Genomic DNA, 18,216 nt, shown 5'->3' with positions numbered 1-18,216 from the left:
GTATGTCAACCGAATTAAAAACCCTACAATATAATGCAAACGATATTGAGAGTTTTTCCAAAGAACAAAATGAACCACAATGGTTAACGGATGTCCGCATGCGTGCATACGAACTTGTTCAAACGTTGCCTTTACCAAAAACGGAAAAAACAAGAATTATCGGATGGAACTTTACAGATTTTAATTATAAAACGCAAGGCAGAGAGGTCACAAATCTCAATGATTTACCTTCTGAGGCAGCAAAGGTTGTCGGTGCTGAAGATCAATATGCAGCCATCCTTGTTCAACACAATGGACATAAAGCCTACCACTCGGTCTCTAAAGAATTGCAAGACAAAGGGGTTATCATAACGGATTTGCAAACGGCGATCAGGGAACATGGCGATCTCGTTCAAAAATATTATTTCAAAGCGGGTAAAGTCGACAAACATCGTCTTTCAGCATTGAATGCAGCACTTTTAAACTCTGGAACTTTTATTTATATTCCTAAAAACGTTGTTATAGAAAAGCCTTTACAGACGGTTTATTTTCAAGATGCAGAGAATTTCGGGTTAATTAATCACTCAATCCTTGTGGCAGATCAAGGAAGTGCATTAACTTATGTTGAAAATTATGTATCTGATCATGAAACGATTGAAGGAGTAGCTAATCTTTTAACTGAAGTATACGTTGAAGACAATGCCCAAGTGAAATTTGGGGCTGTCGATTACTTCTCAAAAGATGTAACTGTTTATGTGAATAGACAAGGTCGAGTAGGGCGCTATGGACAACTTGAATGGGCCTTTGGTCAAATGAATGATGGAAATACGGTCTCCGAGAATGTCACCGAGCTTATTGGTGAAGGAGCAGTATCTCATACAAAAGCTGTTAGCATTGGCCGTGGCGATCAAAAACAAAGTTTTGATAACTATATTGTTCATATAGGGACAAATACCGAAAGCAATATTTTGATTCATGGTGTCCAAAAGGATCAAGCAAAAGCCATATTCAATGGTCGTACGAAAATTGAACACGGTGCTTCTAAATCAAATGGAGATCAAACGCAGCGCGTCTTGATGTTAAGTGAAGGGGCACGTGGGGATGCTAACCCAATCCTTTTAATTGACGAAGATGATGTTATGGCAGGTCACGCAGCTTCTGTAGGTCGTATCGATCCTGTTCAGCTCTATTATTTGATGAGCCGTGGGATTTCACGAACCGAAGCTGAACGTCTCATTATTCATGGGTTCCTTGAACCTGTTGTTGAACAACTCCAAATAGAAAGTGTCAAAGCACAACTCACAGCAGCTATTGAAAGGAAAGTTCGCTAATGGACGAAGCGCTCATTAAACGCCACTTTCCGATACTCGATCAGGAAGTCAATGGACATCCTCTCGTCTATTTAGATAGTGGGGCTACCTCTCAAAAACCGAATACAGTCATTGATGCTATTTCAAAATATTATAAAGAATATAATTCTAATGTTCATCGCGGTGTTCATACACTAGGTACTATGGCGACTGAAGGTTATGAAAATGCGAGAGAAAAGGTCCGTCAGTTTATCAATGCGGAATCGACAGAAGAGGTTATCTTTACACGGGGAACAACGACATCACTCAATCTAGTGGCTCAAAGTTATGGCAGAGCTAATGTCCATGAGGGTGACGAAATTGTGATCACACCGATGGAACACCATGCGAACCTCATTCCATGGCAACAAGTGGCTAAACTGACAGGGGCAACACTTAAGTATATTCCGATGCAAGAAGATGGTACACTGACCTTGGAAGATATTAAAGCAACGATTACAGCTCAAACGAAAATTGTGGCTGTAACACAAGTTTCAAACGTTCTGGGTACCATTAATCCTGTCAAAGAAATAGCTAAAATAGCTCACGCACATCACGCGGTGGTGGTCGTGGACGGTGCACAAAGCACACCTCACATGCCTGTAGATGTTCAAGACCTCGATGTGGATTTCTTTGCATTTTCGGGTCATAAAATGCTCGGCCCAACAGGCATTGGCGTCTTATATGGGAAAAAAGAACTCCTGGAAAACATGGAGCCTGTGGAAACAGGTGGAGATATGATTGAGTTTGTGGGTTTATATGACTCAACTTGGAAAGAACTCCCTTGGAAATTTGAAGCAGGTACACCAACAATTGCAGGGGCAATAGGACTTGGAGCGGCCATTGACTTTTTAAATCAAGTCGGAATGGATAAGATTCATGCTCATGAAGATGAAATTGCAGCTTATGCTCTTGATGTTTTATCGGAAGTTGAAGGTATTTCAATCTACGGACCAAAAAAACGGGGCGGCCTCGTAACCTTTAATATCGAAGGGGTTCATCCGCATGATGTATCTACGGTGCTTGACGCAGAAGGGATTGCTGTAAGAGCTGGTCACCATTGTGCGCAGCCGCTGATGAAATGTTTGAATGTATCTGCTACGGTTCGTGCAAGCTTCTATTTGTATAATACAAAAGATGATATAGACAGACTCGTAGAAGGGATTAAGAAAACGAAGGAGTTCTTTGGACATGTCTTTTAATAATCTCGATCAACTCTATCGAAGTGTGATTATGGATCATTATAAGAATCCTCGAAATCGCGGTGAATTGGACAGTGAGAATAAGCTTGTCATTAATATGAATAACCCCACTTGTGGTGACCGCATTCAATTAAATCTTCAAGTGGAAAATGATAAAATTACGGATGCTAAGTTCACAGGTGAAGGTTGTTCCATCAGCATGTCATCAGCTTCCATGATGACTGAAGCGATCAAAGGCTTATCTGTTGAAGAAGCTCTTAAAATGTCCCATTATTTCTCGGATATGATGCTCGGAAAAGATGTGGATGAAGAGGAGCTTGGACTCGACCTTGGTGATATTGAAGCACTTCAAGGTGTATGTAAGTTTCCAGCACGGATCAAATGTGCAACACTCGCATGGAAGGCAATGGAGAAAAGCGTTAATCATAAATAATACACATCTCATAAGGAGGGATTTGCACTATGGCGAAACAAATGCCTGAAATTGGCGATTACAAATATGGCTTTGTCGATAAAGACGTGTCAGTATACCGTGCAGAACGTGGCTTGACGAAAGAAATCGTAGAAGATATTTCAAAAAGAAAAAATGAGCCTGAATGGATGCTAGAATATCGTTTGAAATCATTAGAGCAATTTTACAAAAGACCCATGCCGCAATGGGGTGGAAATCTAAATGAACTCAAATTTGACGATATCACCTATTATGTTAAGCCATCAGAAGGTCAAGGTAAAACATGGGATGAGGTACCAGAAGAAATCAAACGAACATTTGATAAATTAGGAATTCCAGAAGCTGAACAAAAATACCTTGCTGGTGTATCAGCTCAATATGAATCAGAAGTGGTCTACCATAGCATGAAAAAAGATCTTGAAGAAATGGGAATTGTATTTAAAGATACAGATTCCGCTCTACGTGAAAATGAAGAGCTCTTTAAAGAGTATTTCGGTACCGTTATTCCTTATTCAGACAACAAGTTTGCGGCACTCAACTCAGCCGTATGGTCTGGTGGATCTTTCATCTATGTACCTAAAGGAGTTAAATGTGAAACCCCACTCCAAGCGTACTTCCGAATTAACTCTGAAAACATGGGACAATTCGAGCGGACGTTGATCGTTGTTGACGAAGGGGCATCTGTTCACTACGTTGAAGGATGTACAGCTCCCGTCTATACAACAAACTCACTACACAGTGCGGTTGTTGAAATTATCATTAAGAAAGACGCTTATTGCCGTTATACGACCATTCAAAACTGGGCAAATAATGTTTATAACCTTGTAACAAAACGTGCCGTCGCTTATGAAAATGCCACGATGGAATGGATTGATGGAAACATCGGATCTAAATTAACGATGAAATACCCTGCCGTTATCCTTAAAGGTGAAGGCGCACGAGGTAATACCTTGTCGATCGCGATCGCTGGTAAAGGCCAACACCAAGATGCCGGTGCTAAAATGATTCATTTAGCTCCAAATACGTCATCGACCATCGTATCGAAATCAATTTCTAAACATGGTGGAAAAGTAACTTACCGTGGTATTGTTCACTTTGGTAAAAAAGCTACCAATTCACGTTCCAATATCGAATGTGATACGTTGATCTTGGATAATCAATCGACATCAGATACGATTCCATTCAATGAAATTTTGAACCCTTATGTTTCACTTGAACATGAAGCAAAAGTATCCAAAGTTTCAGAAGAACAGCTCTTCTACCTCATGAGCCGTGGTGTAACTGAACAAGAAGCAACTGAAATGATCGTTATGGGCTTTATCGAGCCATTTACGAAAGAACTCCCAATGGAATATGCCGTTGAAATGAACCGACTTATCAAGTTCGAGATGGAAGGGTCAATTGGGTAATCATCATATTAGAAGAAATCCCTCTAAGCAGGCTAGCCTGATTTGGAGGGATTTTTTTCATTCTTAATCAATTTTAAATTTAGAAATGGATCGTTGAAGTTCATCAGCTATTTTTGATAGATTTTCTGCATTACTTGCAACTTCTTCCATCGCAGCGAGTTGTTCTTCAGTTGCTGCAGATACACTTTGTGAATAGGCAGATGTACTAACTGCAAGTTCAGCTATTGGATTAAATGAATTTATTGATTGAGTAGTTGCTTCAGAAATTGTATTGATGGCTTCAATAACCGCTTGTATTTGCTCCTCCACTGTTCTTGAAAATGTATTGATACTTTTGAAAGCATGGCCGGTTTCATCTACAACACGTATCCCTTTTTCCACTTCTTCAACGCTTCTGTTCATGGATTTAACAACGAGATTTGTTTCATTTTGTATCAAAGTAATCGTATGATGAACTTGTTTTGTTGATTGAGAGGATTGATCCGCGAGCTTCCTAATTTCCTCAGCAACGACAGCAAATCCTTTACCTTCTTCACCAGCTCTAGCAGCTTCAATAGCTGCATTTAACGATAAGAGGTGAGTTTGTTCGGCGATATCCTTAATGACATTCATAATTTTACCAATTTCACCTGAACGATGGCTTAAGTTATTTACAATAGAAGAAAGATCCTCAACGTTCGATTTAATAGAATTCATTTGTTGAGTCGTTAGGGTGACGGCATTCAATCCATTTTTAACTGTAGACATCGACTTTTCAGAAGTATTATTTAAATGGTCAATTCTATTCTCAATATGAGTCAAAGCCGTTTGAATCGCACCTGCATTTTTCATAGAACCGTCAACCCGTTTAGATTGTTCTTCAGCTCCTGAAGCGACCTCTTGAATGGAGTGAGCAATCTCATCAGAAGTTGCTTTATTTTCTTCGGTAGCCGCTGTGAGTTCTTCAGAAGAGGCAGCAAGTATTTCTGACTTTTCACGAATATTTCTGAATAAATCTTTCAATGAATCAATCATAGTATTGGCACTATGCGACATTTTCGTAAATTCTTTATTAACAGCCACATTTTTTCCTAAACGACGAGTGAGATCCCCAGATCCAATTTTTGAGAATAAATCAACAAACAAGTTGAGTGGACGAATAATTTTATATAAAATGACTAACCAAGCGAGTGCAATGACAATAACTAAAGTTATAATTGCCATGATACTTAATTTCAATATGAGTGGATTGACAATATGATTAACATCCTTATCTGACATCACGCCACCAATTTTCCAACCAGTGAGTGAATTCGTCGTGAAGAAGATTTGATCATTCTTCTGATTTCGGGTGTCAGTAAATATTCCACTTGGTGCTTTGGCCATTTTATTTGTAAAAAATTCAGGTGCCTGAGTTGCTACTTTTGATTTAGAATTTGCAATCCATTTGTTATCTTTATCCAATAAAAAAGCATGACCACTATCACCCACGGTGATCTCTTTTGTTAAATGTTCCAAAGAACTTAGTTTTACATCCATACTTATAACCGCTTGTTTGTCAGGTGTCGTCTTAGCCATAATGACTGTTATTTGTTTTGTTAATGTTGATACAAATGGTGGGGTAATAATGACTTTTCCTGGATAAGCCATCGCCTCTTTGTACCAAAGCTCATGTCTGACATCGTTAGTTATTTTAACAGAGGGTGAACGAACGTATTGCCCCTTCACATTGCCTATAGTGAAAGCATTGCTTCTGTTGTCAGTTTCATGTATGTAATCGAGCAGTGTCTGCATGTCCTGCCTTTGTTCAAAATCACCTGATAGATGTTTGCTTATATTATTTAATACGTGCTCTTCTCCACTAATAAAATTTGTAATATTTTTATTCAGCAAATGAACACTGTTTGTTGCGCTATTGTTTAATTGGTCTTGAATAGAATGGGTAACCGTTTTATAAACGTAAGAAAAAATAATAGAATCTGGAATAATAACAATTAATATAACTAGAAAAATTTGTAATGTTCGTAGACTAATCGACGATAGTCCTTTAAATGGTATCAACTTCATCACGACTTTTCTCCTCTATTTGTGTTAAAACGCTTTCAAAATAATTATGTATCCGATCCTCCTAACCTTTGTGTTTAATTTTGTATTCGATCCTCCTCTCCATTAGTAATATAATTATATGTTAACCATTGTTTTTAGTAAATGACGTTCATACAACGTACATAATCTATAAAGCAAATAAGTTAGGAAAGATAATTTATAAAGGGGGAGCAATATGAACCTAATCTTATCAAAAGAGTATGATATCTTATCAGAAATAATAGAGGGATTTCTTTTGCAAAGTGATGTACAAAATCTACAAAACTATCTTGAAGTTTTGAAATTCAGAGTAGAGGATGAACAAAATACCGTTGATTTCTATATGGAAATCGCTGATCAATCCCGGTTACCAATTATTAAGGAAACATTTCAGCGGGCAGCTAAAGATGAACAAAATCACGCAGTTTGGTTTTTGCTTTTTTTAACTCAAAAATAAGGTGACCCTCTACCATGGTGGAGGGTCACTCAGAAAGTGATAATTTTAAAAAGTTTCGTATGTAATAATGTCTTTAGGGCTTCGTCTGCTCGCGCGTTCCCTACTTTCTTCCCCTTTACCTAGTGTGATCATTAGGGCAGGAATGAGATTTTGTGGGATATTAAATTCTTTGCGAATCGCTTCAGGATCAAATCCAATCATAGGACAAGTCGCATAACCCATGTCTTTTGCTGTAAGCATAAGAGACATAGCGGCAAGAGAGGCTCCACGTATCGCTTCGTCTCTTTTCGTTTGATCATTTTCATAGAAGCTATAGATACTATCAACTAAACCTTTTTTACCGTCAGCTGGAACATACCCTTTTTGAGCCCACTCTTCGGCCACTTCGCCTGCTCTTTCATAGGCATGTAAATCCCCAAGTACGACAATAGATGCGCTTGCTTCAGAAACTTTGGGTTGATTCCAAGCGCATTTTTGAAGTTGTTGTTTTTTATCTTCGTCAGTAACAATAAGATAATGCCATTGCTGTAAATTCCAAGCTGATGGTGATAATGACGCTATTTCAATGATCTTTTCGATTTCGTCTTTCGTCATTTTGACATTTTGATCATATTTTTTAACCGATCGACGTTCTTGAATCACTTTAGAAAAATCCATTATGAGTCCTCCTCGTTAATTAAGATTTTCCAAACTCTATTATAATAACCAAACTCTTTAATAACAAACCATAGGCATTGATAAGGAAAGTAATAGGAACGTATTATTAAACAAGAGCTTTGTCGGCTTTGACTTATAAGTGCCTTATGACTTCCTTTTTTAAAAAAACGATTGTACTCGGCAAAAATCGGAGTTCTTTCCGGGTTCTCTTCAAAGTAAGCCGTGAATTATTTTAGTCATTAACAAAATCATGTTCAAAAAAGTAGATAATGGACATTCAAATTCATTATTGACCGGTTGGTCAGTCCGTGATATAGTGTCATTGACCAAGTGGTCATTTTGCTTGAGAAAGGAGTGGCGTGATGATGCCGATTATCGAATTAGACCATATTAGTAAGTTCTTTGGTAAATTTACAGCTGTCAAAGATTTGTCTTTGACAGTTGATAAAGGCGAATTTTTTGGGTTTATTGGTCCAAATGGAGCGGGAAAGTCGACAACGATGAACATGATTCTAAGCTTTATCAAATACGATGGGGGAACTGTCAAGCTTTTTGGTCAGGAAATGCCTGCTGGAAATGTAGCTGTCAAAAAAAGAATAGGTTACGTTCCTAGTGATGTCCGTTTTTATCCACAACTTCGTGTTCAAGATTTAATCCGCTATACAATGGACTTTCATCGAGTAAAAGAAAATAAAAAAGAAGTCGATGAGTTATGTGAGCTGTTTCAGGTCGATCGAAAGAAAAAATTTGGCGATCTTTCATTAGGCAATAAGAAAAAGGTGGCTATTGTCTGTGCCATGATTCACCAACCAGAATTACTTATTCTAGATGAACCAACGAATGGACTTGATCCACTGATGCATGCTAGATTGTTTCGATTGATGAAAGAAAAACAGGAACAAGGTGTTACGATCTTTTTATCTAGTCATAATCTTAAAGAAGTGGAAGATTATTGTTCAAAGATAGCTTTCATTAAAAACGGAAAACTGATCGGTGTGGAAGACCTAACAAAAATGAATAAAAAAGTAAAAGTTGTCACACTGAAAGGCCGTAATTTACCTTTTAAGCAAATGGAAGCCATCGGTGCAACGTGCATCAGTCGGAAGGAACAAGAAGGTCGTTTTCTATATGAAGAAGATCTAACTCAGCTTTTTACTACGTTAAAAGAACTTTCAAATGAGCTGGAGGATATCACCGTTTCGAATCGTGATCTCGAAGAACAGTTCATGTCGATGTATGAAAATAAGGGGGTAGAACAGTGATGACGTTATTTAGATTAGAATGTAAAACGCATGCGAAGAGTCTGCTCATTTGGATGATCGTCGTCACTTTAGTGACATTTGGAATGATGGCGATGTTTCCATCAATGAAAGAGAGCATGAGTGAGTTCAAAAATACAATGCCGCAAGAGATGATGGAGGCATTCAATATTTCAGATATGGCTGCTCTTTCAACCGTTGGTGGGTACTTTGGATATGTCTTTCAATATATTATGATTGCAACTGGGATTTTTGCAGCTATGCTGGGAACGAATAGTTTAGCAAGAGAGGAAGCAGAGGGAACAATCGAATACTTGTATGCACAGCCTATTTCAAGAACTTCCATCATCGTTTCTAAAATGCTATCAAGTTTTCTACTTTATACGTTATACTGGATTATTTCGGTCGCTGTTTCACTCTTAATTTGTCTTATTTTTAAAGAATCTGGTGCTTCAATATCTGATCTTGTCACTAATTTTTCTCTTTTTGCCTTTGCTGGGTGGGTGATGGGTTTAACCTTTCTCAGTGTTGGTTTTCTACTTTCATCCATGTTATCATCAAATAAGTCAGCAACGTCCCTATCTTTAGGGCTTGTCTTCTTGACCTATATATTGGGGATTGTGGGAAAACTTCAACATGATTTCCGGTTCCTAGCGTATTTTTCTCCAATCGAAGCGGCGTTGCCTAGTAAGGTGTTTCAAGACGGTATTGAAGGAAAATATATGCTGACCGATTGTCTTATTATCTTAATGGCCTGTTGCTTGACATTTTGGATTTACCGGAGGAAGGATTTGAAAGTATAGATGCTAGAATCAAAAGAAAAATCAATTCTAGAAGCGGCCATGCATGAATTTGCGGAAAAAGGGTTTGAACAGGCTTCTACCAATCACATTGCCAAAATGGCCCATACATCAAAAGGCTTAATCTTTCATTATTACGAATCGAAAGAAAAACTTTATGAAGCATGTATTCACTATGCTATTGACTTTACATTGAAAGAACTTAACTATAAGAATTGGCCGATTACCAACCGAGTGATTAAAGATCTTAAAATTTATTCAGAGAAAGAGTTGCAATTTATGAAGGACCATCCGGATATTTATCCTCTAGTTGTCGGAGCGATGACGAATCCACCTGAAAAATTGGCAGGGCGGATGACTGAACTTTATGCAGATATGAAATCTATCGGAACGGAGTACTTTTCAAAAATGGTCGATAACCTTGACCTGAAAGAGGACGTAGATATTAATACCCTTCATGCGGTGATTCAATCTCATATAAGCTATTACGAAGCACGAGCATTTAGTTATCTCAAACAGTACCCGGAGGCTTCGATGGAGAACATGAGGCCGTTTATCGATCAATTTCTGGCTATGCTGTCAATGAGTTTCAGAGGTCTTGTAAAAAATGAGGATGACCTACTATACTAATTTCTAATTGGTTAATGAAAGAAAGGTCTTTAGTTATGAATTTCAGAAATAGATTATTTTCCAGCCTATACCATCGATTGTTAAGACGAAAAGCCTGAATCGATGGTGTAGGTCGTGACTTTAACCCAACTTCGAATTAATTAAAATAAGTTACCGTTGATATCATTCTCACGCGCTTCAAAACAGATATTAACCGTGATAAGCTCCGAATCTCGGCGCTTACTTGTTTTTCTGGCCCTCAGGAACTACGCCGATCCTATCTTTCTTCCTGCTTCTAATTTGTCCCCTATTTGAACACCACTCATAATGATTTTCACGTATGATGTTCAAATGAACTCAAATGACTATAAAGGATAAAAACAAACAGTTGTAATCCAGTGAAAATAGATATAAAAACAAAGAAGGACGAGGAAAATACTGAGAGCATCTCATGGATACTGACGATTGGTTTAGTGACAAGGTGAATGGTATGGAGACGTACAAATCGGCCAAGATAGATTCCATAGCTCGTTAATAACGTGATGATCAATAGCATCGTAAAATAACTTACATAGGAATTGATTTTTAAACGATTCATCCATTCCTCTAACATTTTTTCTAAGGACCGAAAACCGATAAATAATCCATAAAATATGCCAAGTAAAAGAACAAAAAATTGGAACCAGATAGTTACATCCATTTTAAAATGTCCTGAAGCAACATTCGTCATACCAAGATCCTGTAAATGAAAAAAATCTGTCAGCAAATAAGGGGCATTCGGATAAAAAAGCAGCCATACGATACTGACAAGTGCAAAAACGATGAAGGGTCTCTTTTTCTTGGATAGCCAAACTGATAACTCGAAAGGGATATATGCGAGTAGGATATTCAGTAACATAAAATGAAAAACTTCTGAAAATAAGTAAGTCAAAATCATATAACATATGAAAAACAGACGGCAAAAAACAATCAGCGACTTATTCATCAAAACCTCCAATGACTCTTTCAACAAGTTAAAAAATAGTCTATCAATATCTAAAAATAAGATTGATAGACTAATTATATACTAAATTTGGATAAATTATAATAATTTATAAAAAACAAATATTAGACATGGCTTGAACAACGGTTGACAGCTTCTCCAAACTGGCGGGCTGCATAGCGAATATCTTCTTTAGTGGTCCATTTCCCAAAAGATAATCTGACAAGTTCTCTCGCTTCATCTTTCGATCTCCCCATGGCAATAAGCGTACTAGATGGTGCATGATGTCCGGAATGACAAGCTGATCCAGTCGCTATGGCAAGGCCCAATTGATTGCATGCTAACATTAATTGTTGACCTTCTATTTTGTTTATACGAATCGCTAATGTACTGGGCAACGTGGTCTCTTCTTCTCCTTCTATAACAAAAGATAGATTCAAATCATCTAAACTTTCAGTAAAAAGTTTTCTCAGTTCTTTCATTCTTTCAAATTCGTTCGTCATCGTTTTATAAATAGCTTCAGAAGCTGTGATGAAAGAAGCAATGCCAGGCACATTAACGGTTCCGGCTCGAAAGCCTTTTTCGTGTGACCCGTTTGGGAGAAGAGGCTCCCATTTAAGCGATGGATCAATGTAACAAGCTCCAACCCCTTTTGGACCATAAATCTTATGAGACGAGATGGATAAACTTGATACATGCATGCTTTTGACGTCAATAGGGAGTCTACCAAAAGACTGAACAACATCGCAATGAAATAAAATATTTTTTTTGAATAACTCGCCTCCAATCGTTTCGATGTCTTGAATAGCCCCTACCTCACTATTCACGTGTCCAAGTGCGACTAAGATCGTCTCTTCTTTTAAATGAGGCATGATGTCATCGAAACGAACAGTCCCGTCATTTTGACGATCTATATACGTGACATCAAAACCTTCCGTTTCTAGCCTTTTAAATGTATTGATAATTGAATCATGCTCTCCATGAGACGTTATAATATGGTTCCCTTTATTTCGATTCCCACGAGTCAAGCCTTCGATGGCTAAAAAATTACTTTCGGATCCACCAGAAGTAAAGTAAAGGCCATCTGGATCCCCATGAATTGCCTGAGCTAGTTTCTCTCGACAGAAATTCAACAAGTCATTCGCTTTAGTCCCCATATCATGAAGACTCATCGTATTCGCAAAGTAGTGTTTGGCAACTTCAGTATAAGTTGCAAGGGCTTCATCGGACATCGGTGTCGTTGCCGCATAATCTAAATAGATCATTTTATATTCTCCTTAGTATTATGAATGGTGGTAACAAGACGAATAAATTTCTTTTAATTAAGTTGATGAAAGGGAAAAAAGCATTTTAATTAGTAATCTATTAGATTTGTAATTCGTTTTTTATTCCAATTATGACCAACGTAATTTTAATGCTTGCCAATAGTTTAATAATATGACAATATAGGTGTCAAGACATATGTAAAAACAGGTGATGGAAATGAAAACCTATCAAGCTGATGTTGTTATTATCGGAAGCGGTTTGGCAGCGCTATATGCTGCTTATAAACTTGCCCCACATAGAAAGGTCATCATGTTGACAAAAGAAGCATGGACATCGAGCAACTCATATTTGGCTCAAGGCGGGATCGCTGCCACTTTTGCTGAAACGGATGATTGGCAGAGCCACTTAGAAGATGCCATAACGGCAGGGCGATTTCATAATAACCAAGAAACAACCGCCTATCTTGTTAAACACAGTAAACGTACAATAAAAGATTTAATCGAAGCAGGTGTTCAGTTTGATCGCAATAAACAAGGAGACATTAGTCTAGCTAGAGAAGGTGGGCATTCAGCTTCGCGTATTCTTCATGCAGGGGGTGATGCGACCGGAAGGCGAATCGTAGAAACCTTGAAAGCTCGAGTGACGGATACCATCACTATTCATGAGCATACATTGGCCATGAATCTAATTGTCCAAGATCAACGTTGCCTTGGCTGTTTTGCCCTTAATAAAGAAAATGAACCTGTCATCTATACCGCTGCACATACCATTTTAGCAACGGGGGGCGTCGGGCATGTATATGAGCCTTCATCTAATGATGAAGCGGTGACTGGAGACGGGTTATCGATGGCTTACCGGGCTGGAGCAGAACTCGCCGATATGGAATTTATTCAATTTCATCCCACTCTACTTGTCAAAGATGGCAAGGCTTATGGACTCGTTTCCGAAGCGGTTCGAGGGGAAGGAGCTAAGTTAGTTAATCAAGATGGCGAACGTTTATTAGAAGGTGTTCATCCGCTTGAGGATTTGGCGCCAAGAGACATCGTAGCCAGGACACTCTATCAGGCTAAACAGAAGGGCCTTGCTGACACGGTTTATCTTGATATCTCGATGTTAAAAGACTTTGAAAAACATTTTCCAACCATTACATCGATTTGTGAAAAGGCGGGTGTGGATATCTCCAAAGGACGAATTCCAGTTGCACCAGGCCACCACTTTTCGATGGGAGGCATCGTAACGGATAAGAATGGGCAAAGTTCACTTAGTGGTCTTTGGGCTTGTGGTGAGGTAGCATGTACCGGTGTTCACGGAGCAAATCGGATCGCCAGTCATTCATTACTTGAAGCCGTGACCTTTGCGGATCGCATCTCACATGAAATTATAGAATCGACCCTTAAAATACCTGACCATATTGAAAAAAATATTCCAGAAAAATCGTCTCTTCAGTTACCAAGCCGTAAAGATATCGAAAAACGCATGATGTCTAATGTTGGTATTATACGTGATGAACAGGCGTTATTAGACATGAAAAATTGGTGCGAGGAATGGATCGACTTTACACGTGTTCCGCGCCTTCTTTATATAGAAAAAGATGAAATGATCCGTTTCAACATGTTATTAACAGCATGGTTAATTACAACATCTGCACTTGAGAGAACCGAAAGTCGCGGGGGTCATTTCAGATCTGATTATCCGAATGAGGATCCAGCATGGCAGTCAAAGCAAATCGTAAGGGAGAATCGTCAACTTGAACACTATTAAATTAAACATGTTATTACAAGATTTTTTTAATGAAGATTTTGGAGACGGAGATTTAACAAGTGAATCTATTTTTCTCCCAAATGATCATACATCAGGGACATATACAGTGAAATCTTCAGGTATTATATCCGGTCTTCATGTTGTCCAGCAAGGCTATAGACTGATTAACCCTGAAATTGTGATTACCATGCATGTGAATGAGGGGGATTTTGTAGACGCAGGAACGGACATTATAACCGTTCAAGGTCCTGTAAGAGATTTACTGACAGCAGAACGCGTCTTATTAAATCTCTTGCAACGAATGAGTGGTATTGCGACGATGACACATCGAGCTGTTCAAAAGCTTCAAGGATCTAAAACACGCATATGTGATACAAGAAAAACAACGCCAGGGTTACGTATGCTTGAAAAATACGCTGTAACATGTGGTGGCGGGTTTAATCATCGAACAGGTCTATATGATACAGTCATGTTAAAAGATAACCATATTGCTTATTCGGGAAGTATAACGCAAGCAGTGGAAAAGGTTCGAGCAAAACTTGGTCATACAGTGAAAATTGAAGTAGAGACCACATGTTTAGATGAGGTACAAGAAGCTGCCAAAGCCAATGCAGATATTATTATGTTCGATAATTGTACACCGGATGAAATTCGTAAGTTCATTCAATATGTTCCAAGTCACATTATTACTGAGGCATCTGGAGGTATTGACCTCTCTACCCTAGAAGAGTACGGGAAAACAGGAGTGGATTACATCTCCCTTGGTTTTCTTACACATTCATATAAAGCTATGGATATCAGCTTTAACATTCAACCAATTGAGGCTATCCAAAAAGTCTAAAAGATTATAACGGATCATAGAGATGAGAGGGGTGAAGGTGATCATCTTAGGGATGTCACCACATTGATGAGTCTATTAGAACAATTTGTAAACTCAAACGACTTACCTGAAAAGTATAAAACCATGAGTCAGGCTGACTTAGAAAAAAAAGCAAAGCACATGATTGATGAACTAGGTTCAAAAGTGTATATTCCAGGGCATCATTATCAAAAAGATGAAGTGATTCAATTTGCCCACGATAAAGGAGATTCATTACAGTTAGCTCAAATTTCGGCTAAAAATACCGCGGCGGAGTATATCATTTTTTGCGGTGTTCACTTTATGGCAGAAACAGCAGATATTTTAACGAGTGAAGACCAAAAGGTCATTCTTCCCGACATGAGAGCAGGCTGTTCGATGGCAGATATGGCCAATCTTCACCAACTGGAACGAGCTTGGCCTATTCTCCAAGAAACATTTGGCGATACGATTATACCCATGACTTATGTCAATTCAACGGCTGAAATAAAAGCTTTTTGCGGGAAACATGGTGGAGCGACAGTCACGAGTTCAAATGCTGATAAAATGATGAGATGGGCTTTTACTCAGAAAAAACGAATTCTCTTTCTCCCCGACCAACATCTTGGACGAAATACCGGTGCGAAAATGGGGATACCACTTGAAGATATGGTTGTGTGGAATCCGATTCAAAATAAATATGAAGGTGAGTTTAGTGAAGAGACTAAAGTCATTCTGTGGAAAGGACACTGTTCCGTCCATGAGAAATTCACGATAGAGAACATTACCAGCTGGCGTGAGAAAGATCCTGAGATACAGATTCTTGTGCATCCAGAGTGTTCTTATGAAGTTGTGCAAGCTTCCGACTTTGCTGGATCGACACAGTACATTATTAAAAAAATTGAAGAAGCACCGGCTGGTTCACATTGGGCGATCGGTACGGAGATGAACTTAGTCCAACGTTTAAAACAAGACCATCCTGAACTAACGATACATTCTCTCAATACGATGATGTGCGCCTGCCTCACCATGAACCGAATTGATCTTCCACATTTCACTTATTCTTTAGAGAAAATTATTGAGGGAGATCCACAAAATATTATTAAAGTGCCTAAAGACCTAGCTAAAGATGCTAAACTTGCACTGGATCGCATGCTTGTTCAATCGTAAATTAGGGTATCTTAAAAAGGAATGCCAGAATAACTGGTCATTCCTTTTTTGAGTGTAGAATTTTTTTGTTGAAATCATCAACAAAGGAACCTGTCAACATGTGACTTAAATGAAGACTAATGACTGTATGCATGAACTAGACTAAAATAATGTTTGTCAGCATGGTCCATCAACATATCCTAGTCATAAATCGAACATCTTGACAAAGTCCCTTCTTAAAGAGATACAATATGGTAGAGCATCATTATGATCTTTCATACAAACATGCACGACAATGAAATGACCCAATACTTACCAATAACTTAACATAGAACAACTTGTTATTCTGGTCCTCAAAACGGCGCGCTCTTATCTTCTTGCTTCTAAATTGTCGCCTGTTTGAACATATACTTAACATATACTTATAGAGATAAAATTAAAAAATTAGGAGAATGAACGTTGAAAAAACTCCATTTATTTCATACAAATGATATACATAGCCATTTTGAACATTGGGCAAGTTTTATCACTTATATAAAAAATCAAAGAGAGCAATTACAAAATGATGGTGAACCTTCTCTCCTGTTTGACTTAGGCGATCATATGGATCGAGTGAATCCTCTTACAGAAGGGACGATGGGTTCAGGAAATGTTCAATTACTTAATCAAGCGGGTTATGACTTTATTACAATAGGAAATAATGAGGGCATAACATTTACTAAAGATATTCTTGATCATTTATATGATCACCGCCATTTTCAAGTTGTATTAGCTAATTTATATAATAAAGAAGGAAACCGTCCTCATTGGTGTACACCTTTTGTTATCTCTGAAGTTGAAGGGGTCACGCTTGGGATAACAGCCGTGACGGCAAGGTTTAGTGACTTTTATTCACCTCTTGGTTGGGATATACGAGATCCATTTAGTGAAATAGAACCGATTATCAAAAGCCTACGAGAACAAGCCGATGTCGTCGTTTTAATGTCGCATGTTGGTCTACCATTTGATAAGATGATTTCGGAAAAATTACCTGATATTGACCTTATTCTCGGTTCACATACGCATCATTTCTTGCATCATGGTTTAGAAATAGGCTCAACCCTCATTACACAAACGGGAAAATTCGGTCAATTTGCAGGACATGTGACGTTAGAAATTGAAGAATCCACAAAAAAAATCGTCAATAAAGAGGCACACCTGATTCCATTAGATCAAGATGAAGACATTGAGACCAAACACTTAATACACGAACTCTCACAAGAAGGCATGAAAACGTTACAAGAAGTCATAACGGTCATGCCGAGGCCCTTATCAGTCGATTGGTATGGAAAGAGTGAATTGCCTTGCTTGTTGGCTGAAAGCCTGCGTGAATGGTGCCATGCGGATATCAGTATTGTCAATGCCGGTGTAGTTCTAAATGGATTGGAGCCTGGAATTGTCACAAAAGAAATGATTCACCGATTATGTCCACATCCCATCAATCCATGTACTGTTCAACTAACAGGTGAAGATCTCCTTACCATCATTAACATAGGAAGAGATAAGGAATTTCAGACGTTTGAACTTAAAGGATTTGGATTCAGGGGAAAAGTGATTGGTGCTCTAATTTATAGTGGTCTTAGTTACCATGAACATGAAGGTGGCATACGTGAAGAGGATGTCATCGTGAATAATCAATCTTTAAATCGGCAGGCAACATATAACGTCGCTACAATCGATATGTTCACCTTTGGATCCTTGTTACCACCGATTGCAAAGGCAAAACAAAACTTTTTTATTCCAGAAACCTTAAGAGATTTGCTTGGATGGAAATTAAAGACATACTTTAAATGAAATCAACGAATGATCCTGTGATATTTCCCGTTGTTATTTGATAAAACCATTATTTGTCGCTAAAATAAGGACTCCTCTGGGCGGCTTTTTGTATCTTGGTTCAAGCCTAAAAATAGGCACCAAGACTTTCCTTTACCATAAGATAATGGTA

General features: G+C 38.3%; 16 protein-coding genes. 12 read left to right on the top strand and 4 right to left on the bottom strand.

Going from position 1 to position 18,216, the window contains the following annotated elements; genetic code table 11:
* Positions 1-2: 2 nt before the first annotated feature.
* From sufD to sufB, 4 genes are read left to right on the top strand one after another with little or no spacing between them, the layout of a single operon-like run.
* On the top strand, positions 3-1,310 hold the full coding sequence (gene sufD / locus GMB86_RS01485; protein WP_155216113.1) for a Fe-S cluster assembly protein SufD: 1,308 nt from the start codon (positions 3-5) through the stop codon (positions 1,308-1,310).
* On the top strand, positions 1,310-2,530 hold the full coding sequence (locus GMB86_RS01480) for a cysteine desulfurase (protein WP_155216111.1): 1,221 nt from the start codon (positions 1,310-1,312) through the stop codon (positions 2,528-2,530). The genes sufD and GMB86_RS01480 overlap by 1 nt, the downstream gene beginning before the upstream one ends.
* Positions 2,520-2,963 carry a Fe-S cluster assembly sulfur transfer protein SufU gene (gene sufU, locus GMB86_RS01475; protein ID WP_155216109.1) on the top strand — a complete coding sequence of 148 codons (444 nt, stop codon included), beginning with the start codon at positions 2,520-2,522 and terminating at the stop codon, positions 2,961-2,963. Before GMB86_RS01480 ends, sufU begins: the two co-directional genes overlap by 11 nt.
* A 29-nt stretch (positions 2,964-2,992) precedes the next feature.
* Positions 2,993-4,390, top strand: a complete 1,398-nt coding sequence (gene sufB, locus GMB86_RS01470) for a Fe-S cluster assembly protein SufB (RefSeq protein WP_155216107.1) — start codon at positions 2,993-2,995, stop codon at positions 4,388-4,390.
* A gap of 63 nt (positions 4,391-4,453) precedes the next feature.
* Here the strand turns inward: sufB and GMB86_RS01465 are convergent, their stop codons facing one another.
* Positions 4,454-6,436 (bottom strand): methyl-accepting chemotaxis protein, encoded by a 1,983-nt coding sequence (locus GMB86_RS01465; protein WP_230458960.1) that lies wholly within the window; start codon positions 6,434-6,436, stop codon positions 4,454-4,456.
* 214 nt (positions 6,437-6,650) lie between these two features.
* Here GMB86_RS01465 and GMB86_RS01460 point away from each other — a divergent pair, with 214 nt between their 5' ends.
* Complete coding sequence (locus GMB86_RS01460; RefSeq protein WP_155216103.1) at positions 6,651-6,911, top strand: ferritin-like domain-containing protein; 261 nt, start codon at positions 6,651-6,653, stop codon at positions 6,909-6,911.
* A 45-nt stretch (positions 6,912-6,956) separates the two neighbouring features.
* Here GMB86_RS01460 and GMB86_RS01455 read toward each other — a convergent pair whose 3' ends face one another.
* On the bottom strand, positions 6,957-7,568 hold the full coding sequence (locus GMB86_RS01455; RefSeq protein WP_155216101.1) for a nitroreductase family protein: 612 nt from the start codon (positions 7,566-7,568) through the stop codon (positions 6,957-6,959).
* Positions 7,569-7,930: 362 nt separating this feature from the next.
* Between GMB86_RS01455 and GMB86_RS01450 the strand changes: the two genes are divergently transcribed.
* From GMB86_RS01450 to GMB86_RS01440, 3 genes are read left to right on the top strand one after another with little or no spacing between them, the layout of a single operon-like run.
* The gene (locus GMB86_RS01450; RefSeq protein ID WP_230458949.1) at positions 7,931-8,830 is read left to right on the top strand and encodes an ABC transporter ATP-binding protein; all 900 of its coding nucleotides are present in this window, start codon (positions 7,931-7,933) and stop codon (positions 8,828-8,830) included.
* A complete protein-coding gene (locus tag GMB86_RS01445; protein ID WP_155216401.1) occupies positions 8,830-9,630 on the top strand; it encodes an ABC transporter permease subunit in 801 nt (266 codons plus the stop codon). The genes GMB86_RS01450 and GMB86_RS01445 overlap by 1 nt, the downstream gene beginning before the upstream one ends.
* The gene (locus tag GMB86_RS01440; protein ID WP_155216099.1) at positions 9,631-10,257 is read left to right on the top strand and encodes a TetR/AcrR family transcriptional regulator; all 627 of its coding nucleotides are present in this window, start codon (positions 9,631-9,633) and stop codon (positions 10,255-10,257) included.
* Positions 10,258-10,570: 313 nt separating this feature from the next.
* Here GMB86_RS01440 and GMB86_RS01435 read toward each other — a convergent pair whose 3' ends face one another.
* Complete coding sequence (locus tag GMB86_RS01435; protein ID WP_230458948.1) at positions 10,571-11,134, bottom strand: DUF1361 domain-containing protein; 564 nt, start codon at positions 11,132-11,134, stop codon at positions 10,571-10,573.
* Between the two features lie 209 nt (positions 11,135-11,343).
* The gene (locus GMB86_RS01430; protein ID WP_155216095.1) at positions 11,344-12,483 is read right to left on the bottom strand and encodes an IscS subfamily cysteine desulfurase; all 1,140 of its coding nucleotides are present in this window, start codon (positions 12,481-12,483) and stop codon (positions 11,344-11,346) included.
* 217 nt (positions 12,484-12,700) lie between these two features.
* Between GMB86_RS01430 and nadB the strand changes: the two genes are divergently transcribed.
* The 4 genes from nadB to GMB86_RS01410 all read left to right on the top strand — a co-directional run bounded on the left by nadB (position 12,701) and on the right by GMB86_RS01410 (position 18,065).
* Positions 12,701-14,245 (top strand): L-aspartate oxidase, encoded by a 1,545-nt coding sequence (gene nadB, locus GMB86_RS01425; RefSeq protein WP_196220091.1) that lies wholly within the window; start codon positions 12,701-12,703, stop codon positions 14,243-14,245.
* Positions 14,232-15,086 (top strand): carboxylating nicotinate-nucleotide diphosphorylase, encoded by an 855-nt coding sequence (gene nadC / locus GMB86_RS01420; protein WP_155216090.1) that lies wholly within the window; start codon positions 14,232-14,234, stop codon positions 15,084-15,086. The genes nadB and nadC overlap by 14 nt, the downstream gene beginning before the upstream one ends.
* Positions 15,087-15,152: 66 nt before the next feature.
* Positions 15,153-16,253, top strand: coding sequence for a quinolinate synthase NadA (gene nadA / locus GMB86_RS01415; RefSeq protein ID WP_155216399.1), 1,101 nt, complete (start codon positions 15,153-15,155; stop codon positions 16,251-16,253).
* Positions 16,254-16,691: 438 nt separating this feature from the next.
* Entirely contained in the window at positions 16,692-18,065 is a 1,374-nt protein-coding gene (locus tag GMB86_RS01410; protein ID WP_155216088.1) for a bifunctional metallophosphatase/5'-nucleotidase, read from the top strand.
* Positions 18,066-18,216: the final 151 nt, after the last annotated feature.

The organism is Terrilactibacillus tamarindi (assembly GCF_009718825.1).
Classification (GTDB): domain Bacteria; phylum Bacillota; class Bacilli; order Bacillales; family Sporolactobacillaceae; genus Terrilactibacillus; species Terrilactibacillus tamarindi.
Note: the sequence above shows the minus strand (reverse complement) of the source record. Positions and strands in the feature narration are given on the sequence as shown.

What these genes read in the sequence shown, in the direction of transcription:
- sufD (WP_155216113.1), top strand. Translation starts at nt 3, where the DNA reads ATGTCAACCGAATTAAAAACCCTACAATATAATGCAAACGATATTGAG.
- GMB86_RS01480 (WP_155216111.1), top strand. Translation starts at nt 1,310, where the DNA reads ATGGACGAAGCGCTCATTAAACGCCACTTTCCGATACTCGATCAGGAA.
- sufU (WP_155216109.1), top strand. Translation starts at nt 2,520, where the DNA reads ATGTCTTTTAATAATCTCGATCAACTCTATCGAAGTGTGATTATGGAT.
- sufB (WP_155216107.1), top strand. Translation starts at nt 2,993, where the DNA reads ATGGCGAAACAAATGCCTGAAATTGGCGATTACAAATATGGCTTTGTC.
- GMB86_RS01465 (WP_230458960.1), bottom strand. Translation starts at nt 6,436, where the DNA reads ATGAAGTTGATACCATTTAAAGGACTATCGTCGATTAGTCTACGAACA.
- GMB86_RS01460 (WP_155216103.1), top strand. Translation starts at nt 6,651, where the DNA reads ATGAACCTAATCTTATCAAAAGAGTATGATATCTTATCAGAAATAATA.
- GMB86_RS01455 (WP_155216101.1), bottom strand. Translation starts at nt 7,568, where the DNA reads ATGGATTTTTCTAAAGTGATTCAAGAACGTCGATCGGTTAAAAAATAT.
- GMB86_RS01450 (WP_230458949.1), top strand. Translation starts at nt 7,931, where the DNA reads ATGATGCCGATTATCGAATTAGACCATATTAGTAAGTTCTTTGGTAAA.
- GMB86_RS01445 (WP_155216401.1), top strand. Translation starts at nt 8,830, where the DNA reads ATGACGTTATTTAGATTAGAATGTAAAACGCATGCGAAGAGTCTGCTC.
- GMB86_RS01440 (WP_155216099.1), top strand. Translation starts at nt 9,631, where the DNA reads ATGCTAGAATCAAAAGAAAAATCAATTCTAGAAGCGGCCATGCATGAA.
- GMB86_RS01435 (WP_230458948.1), bottom strand. Translation starts at nt 11,134, where the DNA reads ATGTTACTGAATATCCTACTCGCATATATCCCTTTCGAGTTATCAGTT.
- GMB86_RS01430 (WP_155216095.1), bottom strand. Translation starts at nt 12,483, where the DNA reads ATGATCTATTTAGATTATGCGGCAACGACACCGATGTCCGATGAAGCC.
- nadB (WP_196220091.1), top strand. Translation starts at nt 12,701, where the DNA reads ATGAAAACCTATCAAGCTGATGTTGTTATTATCGGAAGCGGTTTGGCA.
- nadA (WP_155216399.1), top strand. Translation starts at nt 15,153, where the DNA reads ATGAGTCTATTAGAACAATTTGTAAACTCAAACGACTTACCTGAAAAG.